General features: G+C 37.6%; 19 protein-coding genes. 15 read left to right on the top strand and 4 right to left on the bottom strand.

Annotation, left to right across the window (positions count from 1 at the left end; translation table 11 throughout):
- Positions 1 to 166 precede the first annotated feature (166 nt).
- Complete coding sequence (locus DEU40_RS16775) at positions 167 to 628, bottom strand: redoxin domain-containing protein (RefSeq protein WP_110010903.1); 462 nt, start codon at positions 626 to 628, stop codon at positions 167 to 169.
- A complete protein-coding gene (locus DEU40_RS16770) occupies positions 625 to 2,694 on the bottom strand; it encodes a TonB-dependent receptor plug domain-containing protein (protein ID WP_181397989.1) in 2,070 nt (689 codons plus the stop codon). Before DEU40_RS16770 ends, DEU40_RS16775 begins: the two co-directional genes overlap by 4 nt.
- A gap of 123 nt (positions 2,695 to 2,817) precedes the next feature.
- On the opposite strand from DEU40_RS16770, the gene DEU40_RS16765 reads away from it, so the two are divergent.
- The 10 genes from DEU40_RS16765 (at position 2,818) to DEU40_RS16725 (ending at position 13,228) form a co-directional block, all read left to right on the top strand.
- Positions 2,818 to 3,969, top strand: coding sequence for a homogentisate 1,2-dioxygenase (locus tag DEU40_RS16765; protein ID WP_110010902.1), 1,152 nt, complete (start codon positions 2,818 to 2,820; stop codon positions 3,967 to 3,969).
- A gap of 183 nt (positions 3,970 to 4,152) precedes the next feature.
- A complete protein-coding gene (locus tag DEU40_RS16760) occupies positions 4,153 to 5,664 on the top strand; it encodes a succinate CoA transferase (RefSeq protein WP_110010901.1) in 1,512 nt (503 codons plus the stop codon).
- A gap of 180 nt (positions 5,665 to 5,844) precedes the next feature.
- The gene (locus DEU40_RS22870; RefSeq protein WP_410493528.1) at positions 5,845 to 6,030 is read left to right on the top strand and encodes a bacteriocin-like protein; all 186 of its coding nucleotides are present in this window, start codon (positions 5,845 to 5,847) and stop codon (positions 6,028 to 6,030) included.
- Between the two features lie 475 nt (positions 6,031 to 6,505).
- Positions 6,506 to 7,780: an acetyl-CoA hydrolase/transferase family protein gene (locus DEU40_RS16755; RefSeq protein ID WP_110010900.1), complete on the top strand. Its 1,275-nt coding sequence runs from the start codon at positions 6,506 to 6,508 to the stop codon at positions 7,778 to 7,780.
- Positions 7,781 to 7,917: 137 nt separating this feature from the next.
- A complete protein-coding gene (locus tag DEU40_RS16750; RefSeq protein ID WP_110010899.1) occupies positions 7,918 to 8,709 on the top strand; it encodes a hypothetical protein in 792 nt (263 codons plus the stop codon).
- A gap of 236 nt (positions 8,710 to 8,945) precedes the next feature.
- The gene (hppD, locus tag DEU40_RS16745) at positions 8,946 to 10,076 is read left to right on the top strand and encodes a 4-hydroxyphenylpyruvate dioxygenase (RefSeq protein ID WP_110010898.1); all 1,131 of its coding nucleotides are present in this window, start codon (positions 8,946 to 8,948) and stop codon (positions 10,074 to 10,076) included.
- 69 nt (positions 10,077 to 10,145) lie between these two features.
- Positions 10,146 to 10,607: a hypothetical protein gene (locus DEU40_RS16740; RefSeq protein ID WP_110010925.1), complete on the top strand. Its 462-nt coding sequence runs from the start codon at positions 10,146 to 10,148 to the stop codon at positions 10,605 to 10,607.
- Positions 10,608 to 10,659: 52 nt separating this feature from the next.
- Positions 10,660 to 11,907 carry a fumarylacetoacetase gene (fahA, locus tag DEU40_RS16735; protein WP_110010897.1) on the top strand — a complete coding sequence of 416 codons (1,248 nt, stop codon included), beginning with the start codon at positions 10,660 to 10,662 and terminating at the stop codon, positions 11,905 to 11,907.
- A gap of 67 nt (positions 11,908 to 11,974) precedes the next feature.
- Positions 11,975 to 12,343 carry a GxxExxY protein gene (locus DEU40_RS16730; RefSeq protein WP_110010896.1) on the top strand — a complete coding sequence of 123 codons (369 nt, stop codon included), beginning with the start codon at positions 11,975 to 11,977 and terminating at the stop codon, positions 12,341 to 12,343.
- 60 nt (positions 12,344 to 12,403) lie between these two features.
- Positions 12,404 to 13,228 (top strand): flavin reductase family protein, encoded by an 825-nt coding sequence (locus tag DEU40_RS16725; RefSeq protein WP_110010895.1) that lies wholly within the window; start codon positions 12,404 to 12,406, stop codon positions 13,226 to 13,228.
- Between the two features lie 172 nt (positions 13,229 to 13,400).
- Here the strand turns inward: DEU40_RS16725 and DEU40_RS16720 are convergent, their stop codons facing one another.
- A complete protein-coding gene (locus DEU40_RS16720) occupies positions 13,401 to 13,919 on the bottom strand; it encodes a hypothetical protein (RefSeq protein ID WP_110010894.1) in 519 nt (172 codons plus the stop codon).
- A 48-nt stretch (positions 13,920 to 13,967) separates the two neighbouring features.
- The gene (locus DEU40_RS16715) at positions 13,968 to 14,810 is read right to left on the bottom strand and encodes an alpha/beta hydrolase family protein (protein ID WP_110010893.1); all 843 of its coding nucleotides are present in this window, start codon (positions 14,808 to 14,810) and stop codon (positions 13,968 to 13,970) included.
- 61 nt (positions 14,811 to 14,871) lie between these two features.
- Here DEU40_RS16715 and DEU40_RS16710 point away from each other — a divergent pair, with 61 nt between their 5' ends.
- The 5 genes from DEU40_RS16710 (at position 14,872) to DEU40_RS16690 (ending at position 20,377) form a co-directional block, all read left to right on the top strand.
- A complete protein-coding gene (locus DEU40_RS16710; protein WP_110010892.1) occupies positions 14,872 to 16,128 on the top strand; it encodes a PKD domain-containing protein in 1,257 nt (418 codons plus the stop codon).
- Positions 16,129 to 16,143: 15 nt separating this feature from the next.
- Positions 16,144 to 16,917 carry a HipA family kinase gene (locus tag DEU40_RS16705; protein WP_062675385.1) on the top strand — a complete coding sequence of 258 codons (774 nt, stop codon included), beginning with the start codon at positions 16,144 to 16,146 and terminating at the stop codon, positions 16,915 to 16,917.
- Positions 16,904 to 17,287: a DUF3037 domain-containing protein gene (locus tag DEU40_RS16700; protein ID WP_110010891.1), complete on the top strand. Its 384-nt coding sequence runs from the start codon at positions 16,904 to 16,906 to the stop codon at positions 17,285 to 17,287. Before DEU40_RS16705 ends, DEU40_RS16700 begins: the two co-directional genes overlap by 14 nt.
- A gap of 19 nt (positions 17,288 to 17,306) precedes the next feature.
- Positions 17,307 to 18,341 (top strand): alpha/beta hydrolase, encoded by a 1,035-nt coding sequence (locus DEU40_RS16695; protein WP_110010890.1) that lies wholly within the window; start codon positions 17,307 to 17,309, stop codon positions 18,339 to 18,341.
- A 194-nt stretch (positions 18,342 to 18,535) separates the two neighbouring features.
- The gene (locus DEU40_RS16690; RefSeq protein WP_181397988.1) at positions 18,536 to 20,377 is read left to right on the top strand and encodes a carbon starvation protein A; all 1,842 of its coding nucleotides are present in this window, start codon (positions 18,536 to 18,538) and stop codon (positions 20,375 to 20,377) included.
- Positions 20,378 to 20,388 lie beyond the last annotated feature (11 nt).

The raw sequence follows: 20,388 nt of genomic DNA, 5'->3' as shown, positions 1-20,388 counted from the left end.
CGACTGTATAAGATTTAACACGATTGTTATTCTGACGAAGGAAGAATCTTATGTAAAGTTAGATTCTTCATTTCACTGCGTTACATTCAGAATGAGAGTGTCCTAATAATAAGATAGCAGGATTAATGTGGAATTGTGTATAATTGTCTGGATTTAATCCTACACCTCACAAAGCAGAAATCTCCAACAGTTTCTGCTTCATTTTTTCAGTCGTGATCTGCCCTTCCTGATAATACACCAGATTCTGATGCTTATCCAGGAATATCCACAAAGGATAAACAGGCTGATTTTTATTTTTTGACAATGCCAGCGCCAGCTCATGAATTCCCGAATTTCCATTCTGCAGATATTCAAAATCCTGATTCTGAAAATGAATTTTCTCCTTCGTTTTCTCTGTCTCAAAGTTGATAAAATAAAAGTGATCATTGACCATATTCACCAGCTCTTTATCTTTATTCATACGGAAAGACTCAATCTTACAGACCGCACACCAATCTGTATATAGATGGATCACAACCGGTTTAGGATTTTCTTTCTGCTGAACCTCAAGATCAGAAAAAGTGCCTGTCTTCATCTGAGACAGATAAAAACAAGGCACTAACATTAAAAATAAAGCTATTTTTTTCATTTCAAAGTATATTTTACACCCAGAAAGCCTCTGATGCCCTGCATTGGTGCATAGCCGTATGCCGTATCAAAAGTATAGTGATTAGGGTTGTTGACAGGATCATCAACATATTTATCAAACGGGTCAAACGGTCTCATCAAAGGATCTTTAGGTCTGAAATTGAATAGGTTTTTTATTCCGCAATACACTTCAAATCCGGATTTAAAGCTCTTAGACACCTGAATATTAGCCAGAGAATAAAACGGTGAATATTCAGGGCGGTAGTCGTTTACCAGAACAGGAAGCCTCATGGGGCCATAGAACTGTCCTGTAAAATCGATGGTCAGATTATTGGCGAACTTATACGTCAGATTATAAGTACCACTCCATTTCGGAGCATGCAATTGCTGTGTTTTTTGATTTTCATTATCAAATTTCTGATAGACATCCAGATAAGTGACTCCCAGATTGACACTCAGAGGAAATTGAAATGTGAAATCCACATTCAGGGAAGCTCCTCTTGAAATTCCGTACCCGTGAAGATTATCATAAATAATTTTATTAGGATCGGAATCAAAATCTCCTACAATTTTATTGCTGAAATAGGTATAAAATGCAGAAGCATCAAGATTCACCATTCGGTTTCCTACAGGAATTTTCCAGATATAATTCAGATTTCCGTTGATGGATCTTTCCGGTTTCAGGTCTGATTTTACCACCACTTCCCTTGAACCGGTTAATGCAGCGTGATCTTCCGTAAATAAATTCACCACTCTGAAACCTGTTCCGAAATTGAAACGCAAGGTATGGTATGGATTAGGATTAAATTTCCATGCCAACCTCGGTGAATGTACGGAATGATGCACTTTATCATAATCATATCTGTATCCAAGCAATAAGGTGTTTTGATCATTGATTTCCCATTGATCCTGAATAAATGCTCCCCAGATCGGTGATTTCATTGGCGCATTCGTGATGCCGTCTGAAGCCAATGTTCCGGGTGTATTGTCATCGTAAAACGTTCTTTTAAAAGTAAGTCCCGCAGTGACATCATGTTTCCCGAAGCTTCTGTCCCAATACGTCTGTATAAAAGCTACCTTTTGTGTAGCATTGAACGGATTGGATCCGTAAAAAGAATTCTGGTCGTGATAATTATAAGAAAACTGGGTCACAATATGTTCTTTCATAGGCCATTCATACAAACCAAAAATCTCTGCCCTGTTGGTATAGATACTTTCCCCGTACACCTCATCACTGCCACGGAAAGATTTATTCCACTGCATTTCACCACCAAAACGGTCTTCATACAGATATCTCATGGCAAAACTTGCCTGCCTGTTTTCCTTTCTTTTAAAATTCCACTTATTGAAAACCGAAATTCTGCTTTGTAAAGTAGCATCGGTGAAATTATCTTTATTCTGATCTATTCTTTCCTGAAAACTGAAATAATTTAAACTTAATAAAGAAGCAGCTTTCTTTCCTACGTTGAATTTGGTGGAAAGGTCCACATTATTTTCAAACCAGCTCGATGTCATCAGATCTACACTCAGCTTAGGAGCAGTCAAAGCATTTTTGGTAATAATATTGATCACACCTCCCATCGCTTCAGAGCCATAGATAGAAGACGCAGGACCTTTTACAACTTCAATTCTGTCTACCAGACTATTGGGGATTCCGCTTAATCCATATACGGTGGAAAGTGAACTTACAATCGGCATTCCGTCAATCAGGATCATGGTATACGGTCCTTCCAAGCCATTAATATGGATATCTCCCGTATTGCACACAGAACAGTTCAGCTGAGGTTTTACTCCATTCACCATGGCAATGGCCTCAAAAATACTTGGAGTAGGATTTTTCTGGAAAAATTTCTGACTGTAGATCTCCACTGCCACAGGACTTTTCGATCTGCTCATTGGTTTTATGGTTCCGGTAACCACTACATCTTCAATGGTACTGGTCTTAAATTCCCTCTTCATAACTTTTGCAGAATCCTGACTTTTAGTCTGCTGCAAGCTCAAACTGTCCGTCTCCTGCGCAAAGCAATAGGTAGATAAAAAAGTAATAGAAAATAATATTCGCTTCATGAAATTAAAATTGTTAGACAAATCTAACAATTATTTTTCAAATACAAAACTTTACACTGAAAATATAGATGAAGTCAATTCATGAAAAATGATTAAATTTGAGAAACTACATATGAAAGTAAAATGAGATATCATCAATCGGGAAATATCCCACCAAAAAGACACACGATCTTTAAGTCTCCTGAAGATAAATTTTACTATGAGCAGCTTTTCGGTACAGAAGGGTTCCATGGTATTTCTTCTCTGTTATATCATATCCACCGCCCTACACAAATCAAATCTATAGGTGAGCCGAAAGATGTTACTCCTAAAATCGCTGTGGAAAAAAATGTGGCTCCAAGAATGTTTAAAGGAATGAACGTTACTCCTGAAGATGATTTTATGGACAGCCGAAAAATCCTTTTGATGAATAACGACCTGAAAATGGGGCTGGCCAAGCCAAGAAAATCGATGGATTACTTCTACAAAAATGCAGAATGTGATGAACTTTTATATGTTCACCAGGGAAACGGAATCTTAAAAACATTTGTAGGTGATCTTGAATTCGTAACCGGAGATTATCTTATTATTCCGCGAGGAACTATCTATCAGGTAGAACTGAAGTCTGATGATACTGTGTTTTTCGTATTGGAAAGCCACTCTCCTATTTACACTCCGAAAAGATACAGAAATGAATTCGGGCAGCTTTTGGAACATTCTCCATTCTGCGAAAGAGATATAATTGCTCCTGCCTACAGAGAACCCATCGATGAAAAGGGAGAATTCTTAATTAAAGTAAAAAAAGAAAACCAGGTTACCGATTTCATCTACGCGACTCACCCGTTTGATGTAGTAGGCTGGGACGGATATTTTTATCCTTATAAATTCAACATTAAAAACTTCGAACCGATTACTGGAAGAATTCACCAGCCGCCGCCGGTCCACCAGAATTTTGAGGGACACAATTTTGTAGTCTGCTCATTCTGTGCAAGAATGTATGATTATCACCCACAGGCGATTCCTGCACCTTACAACCACTCCAATATTGACTCTGATGAGGTATTATTCTATACGGAAGGAGACTTCATGAGCCGTAATCATATCGACCTTATGGACTTCACCCTTCACCCGGGAGGAATTGTACACGGACCTCATCCAGGTGCTATGGAAAGAAGTATCGGAAAAAAATTCACAGAAGAATATGCAGTAATGGTAGACCCTTTCCGCCCTTTGAAAATTACTGAAGAAGCTTTAAAAGTGGAAGATCCTTCTTATAAAACTTCATGGTTAGAATAAAACAAGAATAGTACTTTATTTCATTTAAAAAAAGTATTACTGAATACATACAAAAGACGCTTTAAATCCTTTATTTAAAGCGTCTTTTTTCGTAAATTTGTAAGGTATGGTTACCATATTGGCCATCATTATTTTTCATGACGCATCCTAAGTAATGGTGGTTTAAAACAAAATCAATATTACATGTTAGAAAGAATCAGATTAGAAAGTCTACGCGGGAAAGTAACTACCGCGGAAAACGCAGTAAAAATCATTAAAGACGGTATGACCATCGGGTCCAGCGGCTTTACGAAAGCAGGTGACAGCAAAGCCATTTTGCCGGCACTGGCAGAAAGAGGAAAAACCGAAGACCTTAAAGTCACTTTAATGACGGGAGCTTCACTAGGCCACGGTACCGATGGAAAGCTGGCTGAAGCCAATGTTCTGAAGAAAAGGATGCCTTTCCAGGTAGATCCTGTTTTAAGAAATAAAATCAACAATGGCGAAATTCTCTTCATCGACCAGCATTTAAGTGAAAGTGCCGAACTCCTCCACACCAAAAATCTTCAGAGTATTGACGTAGCTATTATTGAAGCGGCCTATATTGAAAGAGACGGAAGTATTGTTCCTACTACATCTGTAGGAAATTCTGTAACATTTGCTGCTTTGGCTAAAAAAGTGATCATTGAAATCAATACAGAAGTTCCTGAAGAAGTTTATGGAATCCATGATATCTACCAGGCCGAAGATTATCCTTACAGAAATGTTATTCCTATCGTAGCGCCATGGAACAAAATCGGGAGAAAAAGCATTCCTGTAGATCCTGAAAAAATTGAAGCTATCGTATTTACCAACCGTAAAGACAGCCCGGCTGATATTGCAGAACCGGACGAAAAGACTACAGCTATTGCCAAATATCTTCTTGCTTTCTTTGAAAATGAAGTTCTTTTGGGACGACTTACCGACAGACTACTTCCTCTTCAGGCTGGTATTGGTAAAGTAGCCAACGCTGTTCTGACAGGTTTCAAAGACAGTAATTTTTATGATCTGACAATGTTTTCCGAAGTACTTCAGGACAGTACCTTCGATCTGATCGATTCCGGTAAGCTGAGCTTTGCCTCAGCATCTTCCATTACCGTTTCTCAGGAATGCTACGAAAGAGTATTAGGAAATCTTTCAAAATATAAAGACAAATTCGTTTTAAGACCTCAGAATATTTCCAATACACCGGGACTGATCAGAAGATTAGGAGTGATTGCCATCAATACAGCTATTGAATTCGATATTTATGGAAATGTAAACTCCACTCATATCGGAGGAACCAAAATCATGAATGGAATCGGAGGTTCAGGAGACTTCGCGAGAAATGCTTATTTAAGTATTTTCGTAACTCAGGCTGCTTCAAAAGGCAACAATATTTCTCACGTCCTTCCAATGGTTTCTCATACCGACCATACGGAACATGATGTTGATATTCTGGTAACAGATGTCGGATTGGCTGATTTAAGAGGTTTAGCTCCAAGAGAAAGAGCACAGAAAATCATTGACAACTGTGTTCACCCGGATTATAAAGAAGAATTACAATCATATTTCGACAGAGCCTGCGAAAAAGGAGGTCATACTCCTCATTTATTACAGGAAGCCTTCAGCTGGCATTTACGATTTGCAGAAACCGGAAGTATGAAACAGAAAACCATTGCTGAAATTTCTAATTAATTCAGGATTCAGTTTAAACTAAGTTTAAAATAATTGACCGTCATTTACTTTATTTAAGTTTATTGGCGGTTTTTTTTCGGAATTAATGACATATTTCGGAATTAATTTTTAAATTTAAAAAAATTAAAGCGTCCTCCGAAAAGCTATACGAGTAGGAAAAACTAATACAATAATTTATCTATGAAAAATCTAAAAAAAATCAAGAGAAACGAGTTAAAAAATGTAAAAGGAGGCGACAACCCAACACGTGTCGTTTGTATTCAATTAATGAATCAATTTGTAGAGGCGTTTCCTGAAGATTTTTGCTATAACCCACAAAATACAAGTCATACAGTATGCGTGTGTAAAAGACTTTATGGTCTGTAATATAAAAAAGTATCAAAACTCACCAAGCGAGGAGTACTGCTTTGTGTAAATTATCAAATACTGATTTTTTTTATTAATGAGCCGGAGTTTGATAAGCAAAGTTTAAAAATAAGAGCCGTCATTTACTTTTTTGAGTCTAATGACGGTTTTTTCTTTGAATGAAACCAATATTGATAAGACTTTCCTAGATATTCAACCTAAAAACTTTTTACACTTACAGGCTAGCATCTTTTATCTGACAACATTCTTTCCATCTAGTCCAATCAATAATCTCCCAACAATACAACAACATGAATTTCAATGAATTATATCTTTATTTTTAATTTTAATTTACTTTCTTCGACATGACAAAAGTCTGTTCGATATCCTCAAAAAATTTATATGAACATAAAATTATAAAGATTATCTTTGAAAGAAGAGCGGTATTTTTATGAGATTTAAAATACATTGAACACCCTTTTAAAAAAGACAAAATATGAATAATTACATCAGCGCAGAAGAAGCAATATATACAATAAAAAGTGGAAACCGTGTGTTCTTTCATGGCAGTGCATGTACCCCGAATTATCTGATTGACGAGCTGGCAAGACAGTCCGGCCGGTTGCAAAATGTGGAAATGGTTTCCATTACCCAGCAGGGAAATGTGGAAATTGCAAAACCACAATACAAAGACAGCTTTTTCATCAATTCTTTATTTGTTTCCACACCTGTGCGTGATGCTGTGAATTCTGACCGCGGAGACTTTGTTCCCGTTTTCTTAAGTGAAATTCCTATTTTATTCAGAAAAAATATACTGCCACTGGATGTGGCGATCGTCACCGTTTCTCCACCAGATCAACATGGTTTTTGTACGTTGGGAACTTCAGTCGATATTGCGAGAGCTGCTGTAGATACGGCAAAAATCATTGTAGCCATCGTTAATCCAAGAATGCCGAGAACCCATGGAGACGGGATGATCCACATCAGCAGGATTCATAAACTGGTATGGCATGAAGAAGAACTTCCAACAGTAGATTATGGTTCCAAAGTAGGCCCCGAAGAAATGCTGGTAGGAAAAAATGTTGCGGAGCTTATTGAAGACCGATCTACCCTTCAGATGGGGATCGGAACCATTCCTGATGCGGTTCTGAAATGCCTTACCAATCACAAAGATCTGGGAATTCACACAGAAATGCTGAGCGACGGTGTTATTGACCTTATTCAGGATGATGTGATCAACAACAAATACAAAGGCTACAACGACAATAAAACCATTACAAGTTTCTGTTTCGGAACCCGCAAACTTTATGACTATGTGGATGACAATACCGTGTTTGCCTTCAGAGACGTAAGCGAGGTTAATTTTCCGATCAATATCATGAGAAACAAAAAGATGGTTGCCATCAATTCTGCTATTGAAATAGACCTTACAGGACAGGTATGTGCCGACTCTATCGGAACGCTCCAGTATAGTGGAATCGGAGGACAAATGGATTTTATGCGCGGTGCTGCTTTAAGTGATGACGGAAAACCTATCATAGCCATTACCGCAAGAACCAAAAAAGGAATTTCCAGAATCGTTCCCTTTCTTAAGCAAGGCGCTGGTGTAGTTACTACAAGAGGGCATATTCATTATGTAGTAACTGAATACGGGACAGCTTATCTGTACGGAAAAAATCTTCGCCAGAGAGCGCAGGAACTTATCAGCATTGCCCATCCGGATGACAGAGAAATGCTGGAAAGAGCTGCTTTTGAAAGATTTAAACATTGATAATCAAACCATAAAGTTTTCAAAACTATTTTTGCTATAAAAATTAAAACAAATTTTGAATTTAACATCATAGAATCATATGAAAATATTAATTTTTTGGCAGTATATTTGATAAAATTCACTCAAAAACAAGGAAATTGAAAACTATATATAATTCGATACGAGACGAAATTATAAAACATTCCAAGGTAAGGAATTCTGTTTTGGGGAATGTGAATGAATGGAAGAGAAGCCACTATATTATTCTTTCCGAAATCATCAAAGATGAACTCTCTGAGGCTGAGGAACTGAAGGGAGGAAAAAAATTTGAAATCGGAAATACCATTTCCCATGTTACCCTTCAACGATTTTTTGAAAACGATTATCAGGATAAAACCCACAGTGATCTCAGATTTTTAAAAACACTGGATAAAATCTGTATCTTTTTAGGATATAAAGATCTTAATGATTACATCCTTACGGTAAGGTACAGAAAAGAGAATGATGAGGGAACCGATGACCAATCCTATCTTACACAGATGGTATATGATTACTGTGCTGCCGTTTTTGAATTTTATAAGCAGTTTCCGACTCACAATACCGAACTTTTAAAAGGTCTGGTCTTTGACGATTCTCCTTTTCTGGAAAGAGCTTCACAGTTTAGTAAAGAATTGTGCGATAAAGATTTTCACCTGATTACAAAAAACAACAGATCCAATTACGAAGTATTTGATATTCACGTTGTCACAGACGAACCGGACAAAAAAATCCTGGAGTCTCAGGAGTTCTGGAATCTTCTGTTTAAAGTTGGAGAAACCGGCGAAGAACATTTCGTAAATCAACTCAGTACCCAGATCTATTTTATCCGAAAAATAAATGATACCTGGAAGATATGGGATAATTATAATCCCGACGCAGGAATGCTCAACCGAAAAATTGAAACAATCTAAAATAAAAAGCCGCAGAGAAATCTACGGCTTTCATGTTTCGAAATATTTTTTTTCACTTGTCTTTTTGTATAACAAATGTAGGCAGACGATTTTAAACTTATGAAACTTAAATATACTTAAGTAAACTCTTCTTTAACGTTATGTTAAATATATTCAATGAATCCGGGGGAATATTTTCGCAATGTCTAAGAATTTTGTAATTTGCATACCAATAAAATAAAAGTAAAAGAGAAAATATGTCAACACTTACATTTGCCGAGAAAATAGCTCAAGCAGAAAATTTCTTACCAATTAATGGTACAGATTATATTGAGTTTTATGTAGGAAATGCAAAACAGGCTGCCCATTATTACAAAACCGCTTTCGGTTTTCAGTCTGTAGCTTATGCGGGTCCTGAAACAGGAGTAAGAGACCGTGCATCTTATGTGCTTCAACAAGGAAAAATCAGATTGGTATTAACAACAGGACTTAAATCTGACTCTCCTATCAGTGAGCATGTAAAAAAACATGGTGACGGAGTAAAAATTTTGGCACTTTGGGTAGATGACGCTTATGCAGCTTTCGAAGAAACAACTAAAAGAGGAGGAAAACCTTATTTAGAGCCTGTAACGTTAACTGATGAGCAGGGTGAGGTAAGAATGTCCGGTATCTACACCTATGGAGAAACCGTTCACATGTTTGTGGAAAGAAAAAATTATAACGGAGCTTTCATGCCTGGTTATGAAAAGTGGGAAAGTGATTATAATCCTGAAGAAGCAGGTTTATTATATGTAGACCACTGTGTAGGAAATGTTGACTGGAACAGAATGATCCCGACCGTAGAATGGTATGAAAAAGTAATGGGATTTGTTAACATCCTTTCTTTTGATGATAAGCAGATCAACACAGAATATTCTGCACTGATGTCTAAAGTAATGTCAAACGGAAACGGATATGCAAAATTCCCAATCAACGAACCTGCAGAAGGTAAAAAGAAATCTCAGGTAGAAGAATATCTTGATTTCTACGAAGGAGAAGGGGTACAGCACATTGCTGTAGCGACGAAAGATATCATCCACACCGTAACTGAATTGAAGAAACGTGGTGTTGAATTCCTTTCTGCTCCACCGGAAGCTTATTACGACATGGTTCCTGAAAGAGTAGGTCATATTGATGAAGATCTTAAAAAACTTCAGGAGTTAGGTATACTTATTGATCATGATGAAGAAGGGTATTTATTACAGATCTTTACGAAGCCTGTAGAAGACCGCCCTACTCTATTCTTCGAAATTATTGAAAGACACGGTGCGCAAAGTTTTGGTGCCGGAAATTTCAAGGCGTTATTCGAAGCATTAGAAAGAGAACAGGAAAGAAGAGGTAATCTTTAATTTTACAATAAAATATAAGTTTTGTCAGAATACTGTATTCTGGCAAAACTTTTTTATAAAACACAGTATATGAGAAAAATTTTTATCGGGATTTTTCTTCTGGGAACCTTAGGGCTTAAAGCCCAATATGGAACTTTGAATGAAATCCTTAACCGACTTGAACAAAGAAAAGGCATCAATCAGCATCTTGAAAATGTAAATATTGATAACAAAAAGTTTGTTTTCATCAAAGATGAAGCCGATCATACGGAACGGGACTTTATTATCATCAAAGGGAATAATGCCACGTATGTAGAAGTTTTCGATGATAAAGCAACAGGAGAAAGCAGTTCCAATGTATTCACCGGGGATATCATCAGAAAAAAAAATATTATTTCTTTAAGAGCAGATATGCTTGAAAATAAAAAAATCCCAATGCCTGTCACAAAGACTTTACTGCTGACACAACAGGACAATATTTTATACCTCATCGATGTCAATACCAGAGACAGATGGATTGATGAAGCCTCTTACTCAAAAAAGACCAAATAAATGTTCCGGGGAATTCTCCGGATGATATTGAATCTAACTAAAATCTAAACTTATGAAATCATTTGTAGACTATTCCTCAAATTCGGATTTTTCTATACACAATATTCCTTTCGGAGTCGCAGTTTTTAACAAAGAATATATCGGATGCTGTACAAGAATCGGAGATCAGGTCATTGATCTTGCTACCTTGTATGATCTTGGGTATTTTGAAGATATTGAAGGATTAGACGACAATGTTTTTGAAGCCTATACCATCAACGAATTTATCGAGCTGGGTAAGCCTGTTACCAATGCTGTTCGTACCAAAATCCAAACCTTATTACAGGAAGGATCCACTTTATCAAAAGATCAGAAAACTATTGAAGAGGCTTTCTATGACCTGGATAAAGTAAAAATGATGATGCCTGTTCACATCCCGAATTATACAGACTTCTATAGCAGCATCGAACATGCTACCAACGTAGGAAAAATGTTCCGTGATCCGGCAAACGCTTTATTACCCAACTGGAAACATCTACCGGTAGGTTACCACGGAAGAGCATCCTCTATTGTAGTTTCCGGAACGGAGATCAATCGTCCGAAAGGTCAGACAAAGCCTGCCGATGCAGATAAACCGGTTTTCGGACCATCTAAACAACTGGATTTCGAACTGGAAATGGCTTTCATCATCAATAAAAATACAGAGATGGGAGAAAGTATTTCTACTAAAGACGCTGAAGATGCCATCTTCGGAATGGTCGTTTTCAACGATTGGTCTGCAAGAGATATCCAATCCTGGGAATACGTTCCGCTAGGGCCTTTCCTTGCGAAAAACTTCGGTTCATCCATTTCTCCCTGGGTAGTTACCCTTGAAGCTCTGGAGCCATTCAGAACCGCTTCTCCAACCCAGGATCCTGAGGTTTTAGACTATTTAAAATTTGAAGGTGATAAAAATTACGATATCAACCTTGAAGTATATATCCAGCCTGAAAACGGAGATCAAAACCTGATCTGCGAAAGCAACTACAAACACATGTACTGGAATATGACCCAGCAACTGGCACATCATACGGTAAACGGTTGCAACGTAGAAGTTGGTGATATGTACGCCAGTGGAACCATTTCCGGAAGTGACCCGAAATCTTTCGGTTCTATGCTTGAACTTACATGGAGAGGACAAAATCCTTTATCATTAAGCAACGGAGAAGAAAGAAAATTCATTGAAGACAATGATACGGTTACCATGAAGGCCTGGGCTGAAAAAGACGGTGTGAGAGTAGGTTTCGGTGAAGTTTCAGGTAAAATTATTCCAGCACTTTAACTTTTTTTTACCACAAAAGTCACAAAAGAATTTATGATTACGCAATCATTTTTAACAGGTCTTTAAAATAAATGGTGCTTGTATAGAAGTTCACAAAATTTTAGGGCCTGGTTTATTGGAAAGCGTATATCATAAATGTCTGGAAGAAGAATTCAAATTAAGAAATATTAATTTTAAATCTGAATTGAAAGTTCCGGTACATTATAAAGGAAAAGAAATTAATTGTGATTTCTTTTGCGACTTTTTAATTGAGGACTTAATTGTGGTAGAATTAAAGTCAGTTGCGAAGCTTAATGATATTCATAGAGCTCAACTTCTTAACTATATTAACTTAATGAAGAAACCCAAAGGCATTTTAGTCAATTTTAATGTAAAAAACCTATATCACGAAGGGCAAGAAACCTTTGTAAATCAATATTACGATATGCTTTTTTAAACTTTAATGATTAAAAGTATTTTACTTAAAACTTTTGTGCCTTTTGTGGTTAAATAGAATATGAAAACAGTAATCCCCTCCGAGATAACCTCCGTACAACTGCAGACCATCATGCAAACCGCCGTTTCACCACGTCCCATTGCATTGGCTTCTACAGTGGATAAAAACGGTAATAATAACTTATCTCCGTTCAGTTTTTTTAATATGTTCAGTACGGTTCCTCCGATTTTGATTTTTTCACCATCGAGAAGGGTTCGTGACAATACTACAAAACATACGCTGGAAAATGTTCTTGAAGTACCGGAAGTAGTCATCGGAACAGTCAATTTTCCGATTGTACAACAGATTTCTTTAGCCTCTACAGAATATGAAACCGGAGTGAATGAGTTTATCAAATCCGGTCTTACCATGAAAGAGGCAGATCTTGTACAACCTAAGCTGATTGAAGAATGCCCTGTTAACTTTGAATGCAAAGTTTTAGAAGTAAAATCATTGGGTGATCAGGGCGGTGCAGGAAATCTGGTGATCTGTGAAGTTCAGAAAATTCATATCAGGGAAGAATATCTGAATGAAGCCGGAAATCTGGATCAGAAAAAACTGGATATGGTAGCCCGTTTAGGCAGCAACTGGTATTCCAGAAGCAATGAAAACAGTCTTTTTGAAGTACCTAAACCTTTGGTAACAAAAGGAATCGGTTTTGATCTGCTGCCGGATTCTATAAAATACAGCAAAGTCTTTACAGGAAATGACCTTGGAATGCTTGCCAATACGGAAGTATTGCCTGAAGGTGACTTTCATGTTGATGAAAACATTCATCTCGACGCACAGAAATTACTTCTGGAAAGCAAAGTGGAAGAAGCGTGGGTTTTGCTCACTATTAAATAAAAAAATAAGCCTGAAATTTCAGGCTTATTTTTTATGCTGGAAGTAAGAAGCTGGAAGTATATAAAGTCTTATGAATAGCTTTTTGTCCAAATTAATACCCTTTGGAAAATAATTCCATTTTGATTTCAATAGATACTGAATACTATTATCTTCCAGCTTCTCACTTACGTTCTTATTTTGCTTTCAGCGATTCTGAGACCGTAATTTTCCCTTTTTCAGCAAATTCTGTTGCTTTACCGTTTTTATCAATAGAAATATTCAGGTTGTCATTTTTAGCATCATAGTAAATGCTTGTGGCATATCCCGGACAGTCGTGTTGTTTGCATCCTGTCAGTTTGTAGATTCCATTTTCTGATGCAACAGGACTTTCCACGTTGAAATTCTTTACCATCTCATCATACTGAGCACCGGTAAGTTTTTTCAGTCTTTCTGAAATACCTTTATCTTCAAAGAATTTAATATCATGAGGATATTTCCCAACGTTTTTGGTAATAATATTGTCCGGAGCGGGAGCAGAAGGAGCTGCAGTTGCTGCAGTTGCTGCTGAATCTGTTTTTGGAGTTGTTACGGAATCCTTAGGCATTACGGTTGCCAAAGTATCACTGCTTACAGAAGATTCTGTTTTTGTTTCTTTCTTACATGAAACAACACATAGTGAAAGCGCAAATGCGCCTGCAATAATTTTTTTCATAAATATATTGTATGGTGGTTACTATATAATAACGTAGTTTTAAATGTTTTATTTCAATTTTTCTTTGATAAAATCAATGCATTTTTCAGTTACAGTATGGAGATCTTTTGGTAAATCATTTCCTTCCCATGGTTCTTTTGCCCCGAAAGTATGGTTGGCATTTTCAATCAGAAACAATTCAGAATTGGGGTGAAGAATATGAAGATGTTCTGCCTGCTTCACCTCTACCGCTTCATCTTCTGTTCCATGAATAATCAGCATATGAGCCTTAGCCATTTCTGTAGCTCGTTCTACATCAAAACGGTGAATATCTTTTTCAAAATCTTCATAAAACTGATAATAATGAGGCATTTCCTGTTTTGTACGGCCGTTCAGCGCATAATACACTCCATTATTTTTCCAGTTCTCAAAGGCTTCTCCTTTTGGAAAACGATCTAAAGTATCCACACTGGCCACCGTAATCAACCCGTTGATTCTTTCATCTTCAAAAGTTTTGATAATGGATATTCCTCCTCCCCTGCTGTGTCCGATCAGTACAATCTTTTCATCATCCACATGAGGATCTTTACTGAAATGATCAATCACTACTCCAAGGTCAGAAAGTTCTTTAGAATAATTATTATTTCCAAAAGCTTCGAGGTCTCCAAAGTTAAACGGATCTTCTGTTGTTGTTCCGTTATGTGAAAAATTAAACTTGACAAAGAAAAAGCCTGCTTCGGCAAACTTTTCGGCCATCAGGCTCCAGGCGCCCCAATCTTTATACCCTTTATATCCATGAACAAATATAATCAGGGGAAGTTTTTTTTCAGTAGCCGGATAAAAAATATCAGCAAGAAAGCCTTTTGTTTCTTTATTTTCTAAGTATATATTCTTTTCTATAATCAAATTCATAAAACAAATGGGTTTTACTTAATATTATTTATATTTATAGGATGAATTCAAACTGAAATTTATGAAAAAAACTCTACTTTTTTTATCTTTAATTACATTTTCTTTCATCCTGAGCCAGACGACCAAAAGGGTCTTTTTTATTGGAAACAGTTATACTTATGTTAACAATTTACCTGGCCTTATTCAAAGCATTGCTGCATCTAACGGTGATGTATTCGAGCATCACAGCCAGACTCCGGGAGGTGCTACCCTGCAGGATCATGCCAATAACCCGAATGTCACTACAGACATTAATCAGGGAAACTGGGATTACGTGGTATTGCAGGAACAGAGCCAGCTTCCTTCGTTTCCTGATTCCCAGGTACAAAACCAGGTGTATCCTTATGCGCTTCAGCTTTCTAATTTAATTAAAGCATCAAATCCTTGTGTTAATGTTATTTTCTATATGACCTGGGGCCGTAAAAATGGTGATGCAGCCAACTGTCCGGGACTTCCCACAGTCTGCACCTATCGGGGAATGGACACTCAAATTTATAACCGTTATATGGAAATGGCCATGAACAATGAAGGCATTGTCTCTCCTGTAGGTAAAGTCTGGAGAACAATCAGAGAGCAAAACCCGGCCATTGAATTGTATGATCAGGATGAATCGCACCCAAGCTACATTGGTTCTATGGCGGCTGCGTATACATTTTATACTATTATATTCAAGAAAGATCCTACGCAGATTCCTTTTAATGGAAATCTTACTCCGGCACAGGCTCAGCTAATCAAAGAAATTGTGAAAACAGAGGTTTATAACCAGCCTGGTCAATGGTATGTGACCAACAATGATGTTCACAGCAGATTTACTTATCAGCTTACCGGAGCAGGAACCGTTCAGTTTACTAATACAACACAGAATGCAGCTTCTTATTTATGGGATTTTGGTGATGGTACAACATCTACTTTGGAAAATCCGACGCATACTTATACTGCAGGAGGAAATTATCATGTAAAACTTACTACAGATGCCTGCGGAGCAACTACAACGAAAACAAAACTGGTTGTTGTAAGTACATTGCAAACAGCAGAAACAACTATAGAAAACGGAATTCAAATCTATCCAAATCCGGTTCAAAACCTTATTAACATTATTTCTAAAAAACAATTTGAAGTCGTTTCACTGACAGAAGCATCTGGAAAAATCATTCCTTATCATTTGAATAAGACAGAGGACGGCTGCAGTATTTCACTTCAGCATTTAGCCAGTGGAGTTTATTTCCTGCAATATAAAACAGGAGAAAAGGAATTCACTAAAAAAATTATTAAAAAATAAGCTTATTTTTGCTGCATGCAGAATTTAAGAACTGTAACCGTGATGCGTTACATTCTGCCCCTGAGAGAAGGAGGATCTCTTCCGGCTCTGGCAGAAGCTGATGATGATTTCAAATATGTATTAAAATTCCGTGGTGCAGGCCATGGGGTAAAAATGCTGATCTCCGAACTGTTGGGCGGGAAAATTACCGAAGCTTTAGGACTTAAAATTCCTGAACTTGTTTTCGTTAATCTTGACGCCGATTTCGGAAGAACGGAAGCCGATGAGGAAATCCAGGATCTTCTGAAGTTTTCTGAAGGGCTGAATCTCGGTTTACATTATCTTTCCGGATCTATCACCTATGACCCGGGAGTAAGTGTGGATCCGCTGCTGGCCTCAAAAATAGTATGGCTGGATGCATTCATTACCAACATCGACCGTACTTTTAAAAATACGAATATGCTGATGTGGCATAAAGAACTTTGGATCATTGATAATGGTGCTTCGTTCTACTTCCACCACTCCTGGCAGAATTTTGATGCAGCGGCCAAAACGCCTTTCAAATACGTGAAAGATCATGTGCTTCTTCCTAAGGCCAAAATGCTTGATGAAGCGGATAAATTTGCCCATGAAGTTTTGAATGATACTCTTTTCAGAAATATTGTCAATATGATTCCTGAAGACTGGTTACACTGGAATGATGCCGACGAAACACCGGAAGAAATCCGTGAGATCTATTTTCAGTTTATGAAAACCAGATTAGAAAATTCTCAAATCTTTGTAAACGAAGCGAAAAATGCAAGAGGATAAAATATATGAATATGCGGTAATACGCCTGGTACCTAAAGTTGAAAGAGAAGAATTTTTCAATATCGGACTGGTGATGTTTTCCAAGAAGGAAAAATTCATCAGAGTGGAATTCTATTTGTGTCCGGATAAATTCAAACTGATGCACAGCAAACTGGATTACGATGATATCATCCACAATCTGGAAAGCTTTCAAAAAATTGCTAACGGTGAGAAAGATGGCGGTCCTATTGCTTTTCTTGATATTCCGGAACGTTTCCGATGGCTGACAGCGGTAAGAAGTTCTGTCGTACAGACCTCAAGACCTCATCCGGGAAAATCAAAGGATCTGAATGCCACTTTTGGTAAGCTTTTTGAGGAGTTAGTAAAATAACACTCCTTAAAAATTTATTATGAAATTACACATCAACAACATATCAACATACAGGTTTTTCACAAACCTGTTTTTTATTTTATTTTTAAGCTTTACAAATTTATTTTTTTCACAAGAATTACCATTAAGACCAAACAAAGCTGCTGCTGTAAAAAGTACATTACTCCCTGAAATTGCAACAGTTTCCGAAGATATCGTGTACAAAACAAACAGAAAGGGCAAACCTCTCGCTCTTGATCTCTATACTCCCAAGAATGCCAACACTGAAAAACTTCCGGTATTGATCTACGTTCATGGAGGCGGATGGGTAGAAGGTGACAAAGTGGTAAATTCAGATAATTATCTTGAAACAACTGTAAAAAAACTGATAGACAAACAGTATGCGGTGATCAGTATCAATTATACGCTTTTAAGTGACAGCATTCATTTTCCTTTGCCTTTGGAAGACACCAAAGATGCCACAAGGTGGGTAAGAAAAAATGCAGAGAAATATCATTTCGACCCCAATAATATAGGGTTATTCGGGGCTTCTGCCGGAGCTCATCTTTCTCTGATGGCAGCCTATACACCAGACAATACTTATCTGGGTAATCCTGAACTTTCCTCTTATTCGGCTAAAGTGAATTATGTGATTGATCATTATGGCCCTTCAGACCTCAACAAACTTTTCCATACAAGATTAGGAACAATTCCGGTTGGAATGATCGGATTAATGTCTAAAAAAATTGTCGGTTTACAGGAAAATCTTGTCAAAGGAATTTCCGGATATAATATCAGAAAAGATCAGGACAGCGCTATTGACTATCTTAAAACGATTTCCCCTGTCTATTTTGTTTCCGGAGGAGTTCCAACTTTAATTGTCCAGGGGAATAATGATAAAATTGTCCCTTTAAGCCAGTCTAAAAAGCTCCACAGAAAATTAAACAGAGCCAAAATACAGAACTCCCTGATCGTCGTTGATGGCGGAGTGCATGGCTTTGGCACTACTGATAAAGCTTATCTGGATCAACTTACGGATCAGATGGTGGAATTCATTCTATCACAAAAGAAATAAGATATATCCATCTATCAGAGTACAACATAAAATCCTATAAATCAAATTAATAATATAAAGAACAAATACAAATTTGCTAGATTGATATACATATTGTTACTTTTTCATTGAGAATTAATTACCTTGGCTATTGTTTAAATTATTAACAACAAAAACACCAATAGTTTAATTTTTTATCAACAAAAATAAGCAGTATGGAATCTTTAAACAATATCAACGCACTTACGCTCATCTTTGTATCTGTTCTTCTTTTTGCGATAGCTTACCGTTTTTACGGTATTTTCATTGCCAATAAAGTTCTCCGGCTTAATGACGGGAATACAACACCTGCTGTAGAATTTGCAGATGGTAAAGATTATGTTGCTACTAATAAAAATGTACTTTTTGGACATCATTTTGCAGCTATTGCAGCTGCGGGACCTTTGGTAGGCCCTGTTTTGGCGGCACAATTCGGGTATCTTCCCGGCGCATTATGGATATTGATAGGATGTGTACTGGGAGGCGGAGTGCATGACATGATCGTACTTTTTGCATCAGTAAGACATAAAGGTCAGAGTCTTGCCACCATCGCTTCCAAAGAAATCGGGAAAGCAACAGGTACAGTGGCAGGCTTTGCTATCCTTTTCATATTGATTCTTACGCTCGCGGGTTTATCACTGGCCTGTATCAATGCCATGCATGAAGCTTCGTGGTCTCTTTTCACCGTTGTGATTACCATGCCTATTGCCATTATTATGGGTCTAATTATGCGTTATAAAAAGAATAGTGTCCTGTTTGCAAGTATTTTAGGAGGTATTCTTTTGGTTGCAGGAATTATCGGAGGACACACCCTGATGCAGAATCCTACGATGAATGGTTTATTTTCCTGGGATATTAAAACCATTTCTATAGCGATTCCTCTCTATGGTTTTATTGCTTCGGTATTGCCGGTATGGCTTCTTTTGGTTCCAAGAGATTATCTTTCAACTTATTTAAAAATCGGAACAATTATCATGCTGGCTATAGGGGTAATCGTTATCCATCCAACGATACAGATGCCGGCTGTTACAGCATTTGTTAACGGTGGCGGACCCATTATTGGCGGTCCTGTGCTTCCTTTTATCTTCATTGTAATTGCCTGCGGAGCGATTTCCGGGTTCCACGCGGTGATTGCGACGGGAACCACTCCAAAAATGCTTAATAAAGAAAGGGAAATTCTTTTTGTTGGTTACGGAGCAATGCTGGTAGAAGGTTTTGTCGCATTAATGGCGCTTATCGCAGCCTGTACACTGATGCCGGGTGATTATTTTGCGATCAACACGCCCAAAGAAGCCTATGATTCATTTCTTGCAGCGCATCCTTCCCTGCACGGGGTAGACATTGATTATTATTCGCAGAAAATAGGCATTGATCTTTACGGAAGAACTGGAGGCGCTGTATCTCTGGCGGTGGGAATGGCTCATATCTTCAACAAAATCCCTTATATGGATCAGCTGACAGCTTACTGGTATAATTTCGCGATTATGTTTGAAGCGGTATTTATTCTTACAGCTATTGATGCCGGAACCAGAGTCGGACGCTTCTTCTTACAGGAAATGCTGGGGTCTGTAGTTCCAAAGTTTAATGATAAAAACTGGATTCCGGGAATCATTATCAGCAGTCTCCTTTTCACTTTTGCCTGGGGATATCTGGTATATACAGGAAATGTAAACAGTATCTGGCCGTTATTCGGAATCAGTAACCAATTGCTGGCAGCCTGCGGGCTTATTGTCTGTACAACGATGCTGATCAGAATGAACAGGGGAAAATATGCTTTATGCTCGGCCATTCCGGGTGTATTCATGGCTGGAATTACCTTCTGGGCAGGGTATATTCAGGTGACCGCCATTTACATTCCTAAAGGACAGTATTTACTGGCCGCTTTAGCGGTGACAGCTATGGTTCTGATGCTTGTTGTATTTGCAGGAGCTTTCAGAAAGTGGTATCAGCTTCTTCAAATCAAAACAACTGAAATTGACCATTATGGTGAACCAGTGAAAGAACTTGTGGAAAGATAAAGGCAGTCATT

Origin of the sequence: Chryseobacterium sp. AG844 (genome assembly GCF_003182335.1) — a bacterium.
Taxonomy (GTDB): Bacteria; Bacteroidota; Bacteroidia; order Flavobacteriales; family Weeksellaceae; genus Chryseobacterium; species Chryseobacterium cupriresistens.
Note: the sequence above shows the minus strand (reverse complement) of the source record. Positions and strands in the feature narration are given on the sequence as shown.

What these genes read in the sequence shown, in the direction of transcription:
- DEU40_RS16775 (WP_110010903.1), bottom strand. Translation starts at nt 628, where the DNA reads ATGAAAAAAATAGCTTTATTTTTAATGTTAGTGCCTTGTTTTTATCTG.
- DEU40_RS16770 (WP_181397989.1), bottom strand. Translation starts at nt 2,694, where the DNA reads ATGAAGCGAATATTATTTTCTATTACTTTTTTATCTACCTATTGCTTT.
- DEU40_RS16765 (WP_110010902.1), top strand. Translation starts at nt 2,818, where the DNA reads ATGAGATATCATCAATCGGGAAATATCCCACCAAAAAGACACACGATC.
- DEU40_RS16760 (WP_110010901.1), top strand. Translation starts at nt 4,153, where the DNA reads ATGTTAGAAAGAATCAGATTAGAAAGTCTACGCGGGAAAGTAACTACC.
- DEU40_RS22870 (WP_410493528.1), top strand. Translation starts at nt 5,845, where the DNA reads ATGAAAAATCTAAAAAAAATCAAGAGAAACGAGTTAAAAAATGTAAAA.
- DEU40_RS16755 (WP_110010900.1), top strand. Translation starts at nt 6,506, where the DNA reads ATGAATAATTACATCAGCGCAGAAGAAGCAATATATACAATAAAAAGT.
- hppD (WP_110010898.1), top strand. Translation starts at nt 8,946, where the DNA reads ATGTCAACACTTACATTTGCCGAGAAAATAGCTCAAGCAGAAAATTTC.
- DEU40_RS16740 (WP_110010925.1), top strand. Translation starts at nt 10,146, where the DNA reads ATGAGAAAAATTTTTATCGGGATTTTTCTTCTGGGAACCTTAGGGCTT.
- fahA (WP_110010897.1), top strand. Translation starts at nt 10,660, where the DNA reads ATGAAATCATTTGTAGACTATTCCTCAAATTCGGATTTTTCTATACAC.
- DEU40_RS16725 (WP_110010895.1), top strand. Translation starts at nt 12,404, where the DNA reads ATGAAAACAGTAATCCCCTCCGAGATAACCTCCGTACAACTGCAGACC.
- DEU40_RS16720 (WP_110010894.1), bottom strand. Translation starts at nt 13,919, where the DNA reads ATGAAAAAAATTATTGCAGGCGCATTTGCGCTTTCACTATGTGTTGTT.
- DEU40_RS16715 (WP_110010893.1), bottom strand. Translation starts at nt 14,810, where the DNA reads ATGAATTTGATTATAGAAAAGAATATATACTTAGAAAATAAAGAAACA.
- DEU40_RS16710 (WP_110010892.1), top strand. Translation starts at nt 14,872, where the DNA reads ATGAAAAAAACTCTACTTTTTTTATCTTTAATTACATTTTCTTTCATC.
- DEU40_RS16705 (WP_062675385.1), top strand. Translation starts at nt 16,144, where the DNA reads ATGCAGAATTTAAGAACTGTAACCGTGATGCGTTACATTCTGCCCCTG.
- DEU40_RS16700 (WP_110010891.1), top strand. Translation starts at nt 16,904, where the DNA reads ATGCAAGAGGATAAAATATATGAATATGCGGTAATACGCCTGGTACCT.
- DEU40_RS16695 (WP_110010890.1), top strand. Translation starts at nt 17,307, where the DNA reads ATGAAATTACACATCAACAACATATCAACATACAGGTTTTTCACAAAC.
- DEU40_RS16690 (WP_181397988.1), top strand. Translation starts at nt 18,536, where the DNA reads ATGGAATCTTTAAACAATATCAACGCACTTACGCTCATCTTTGTATCT.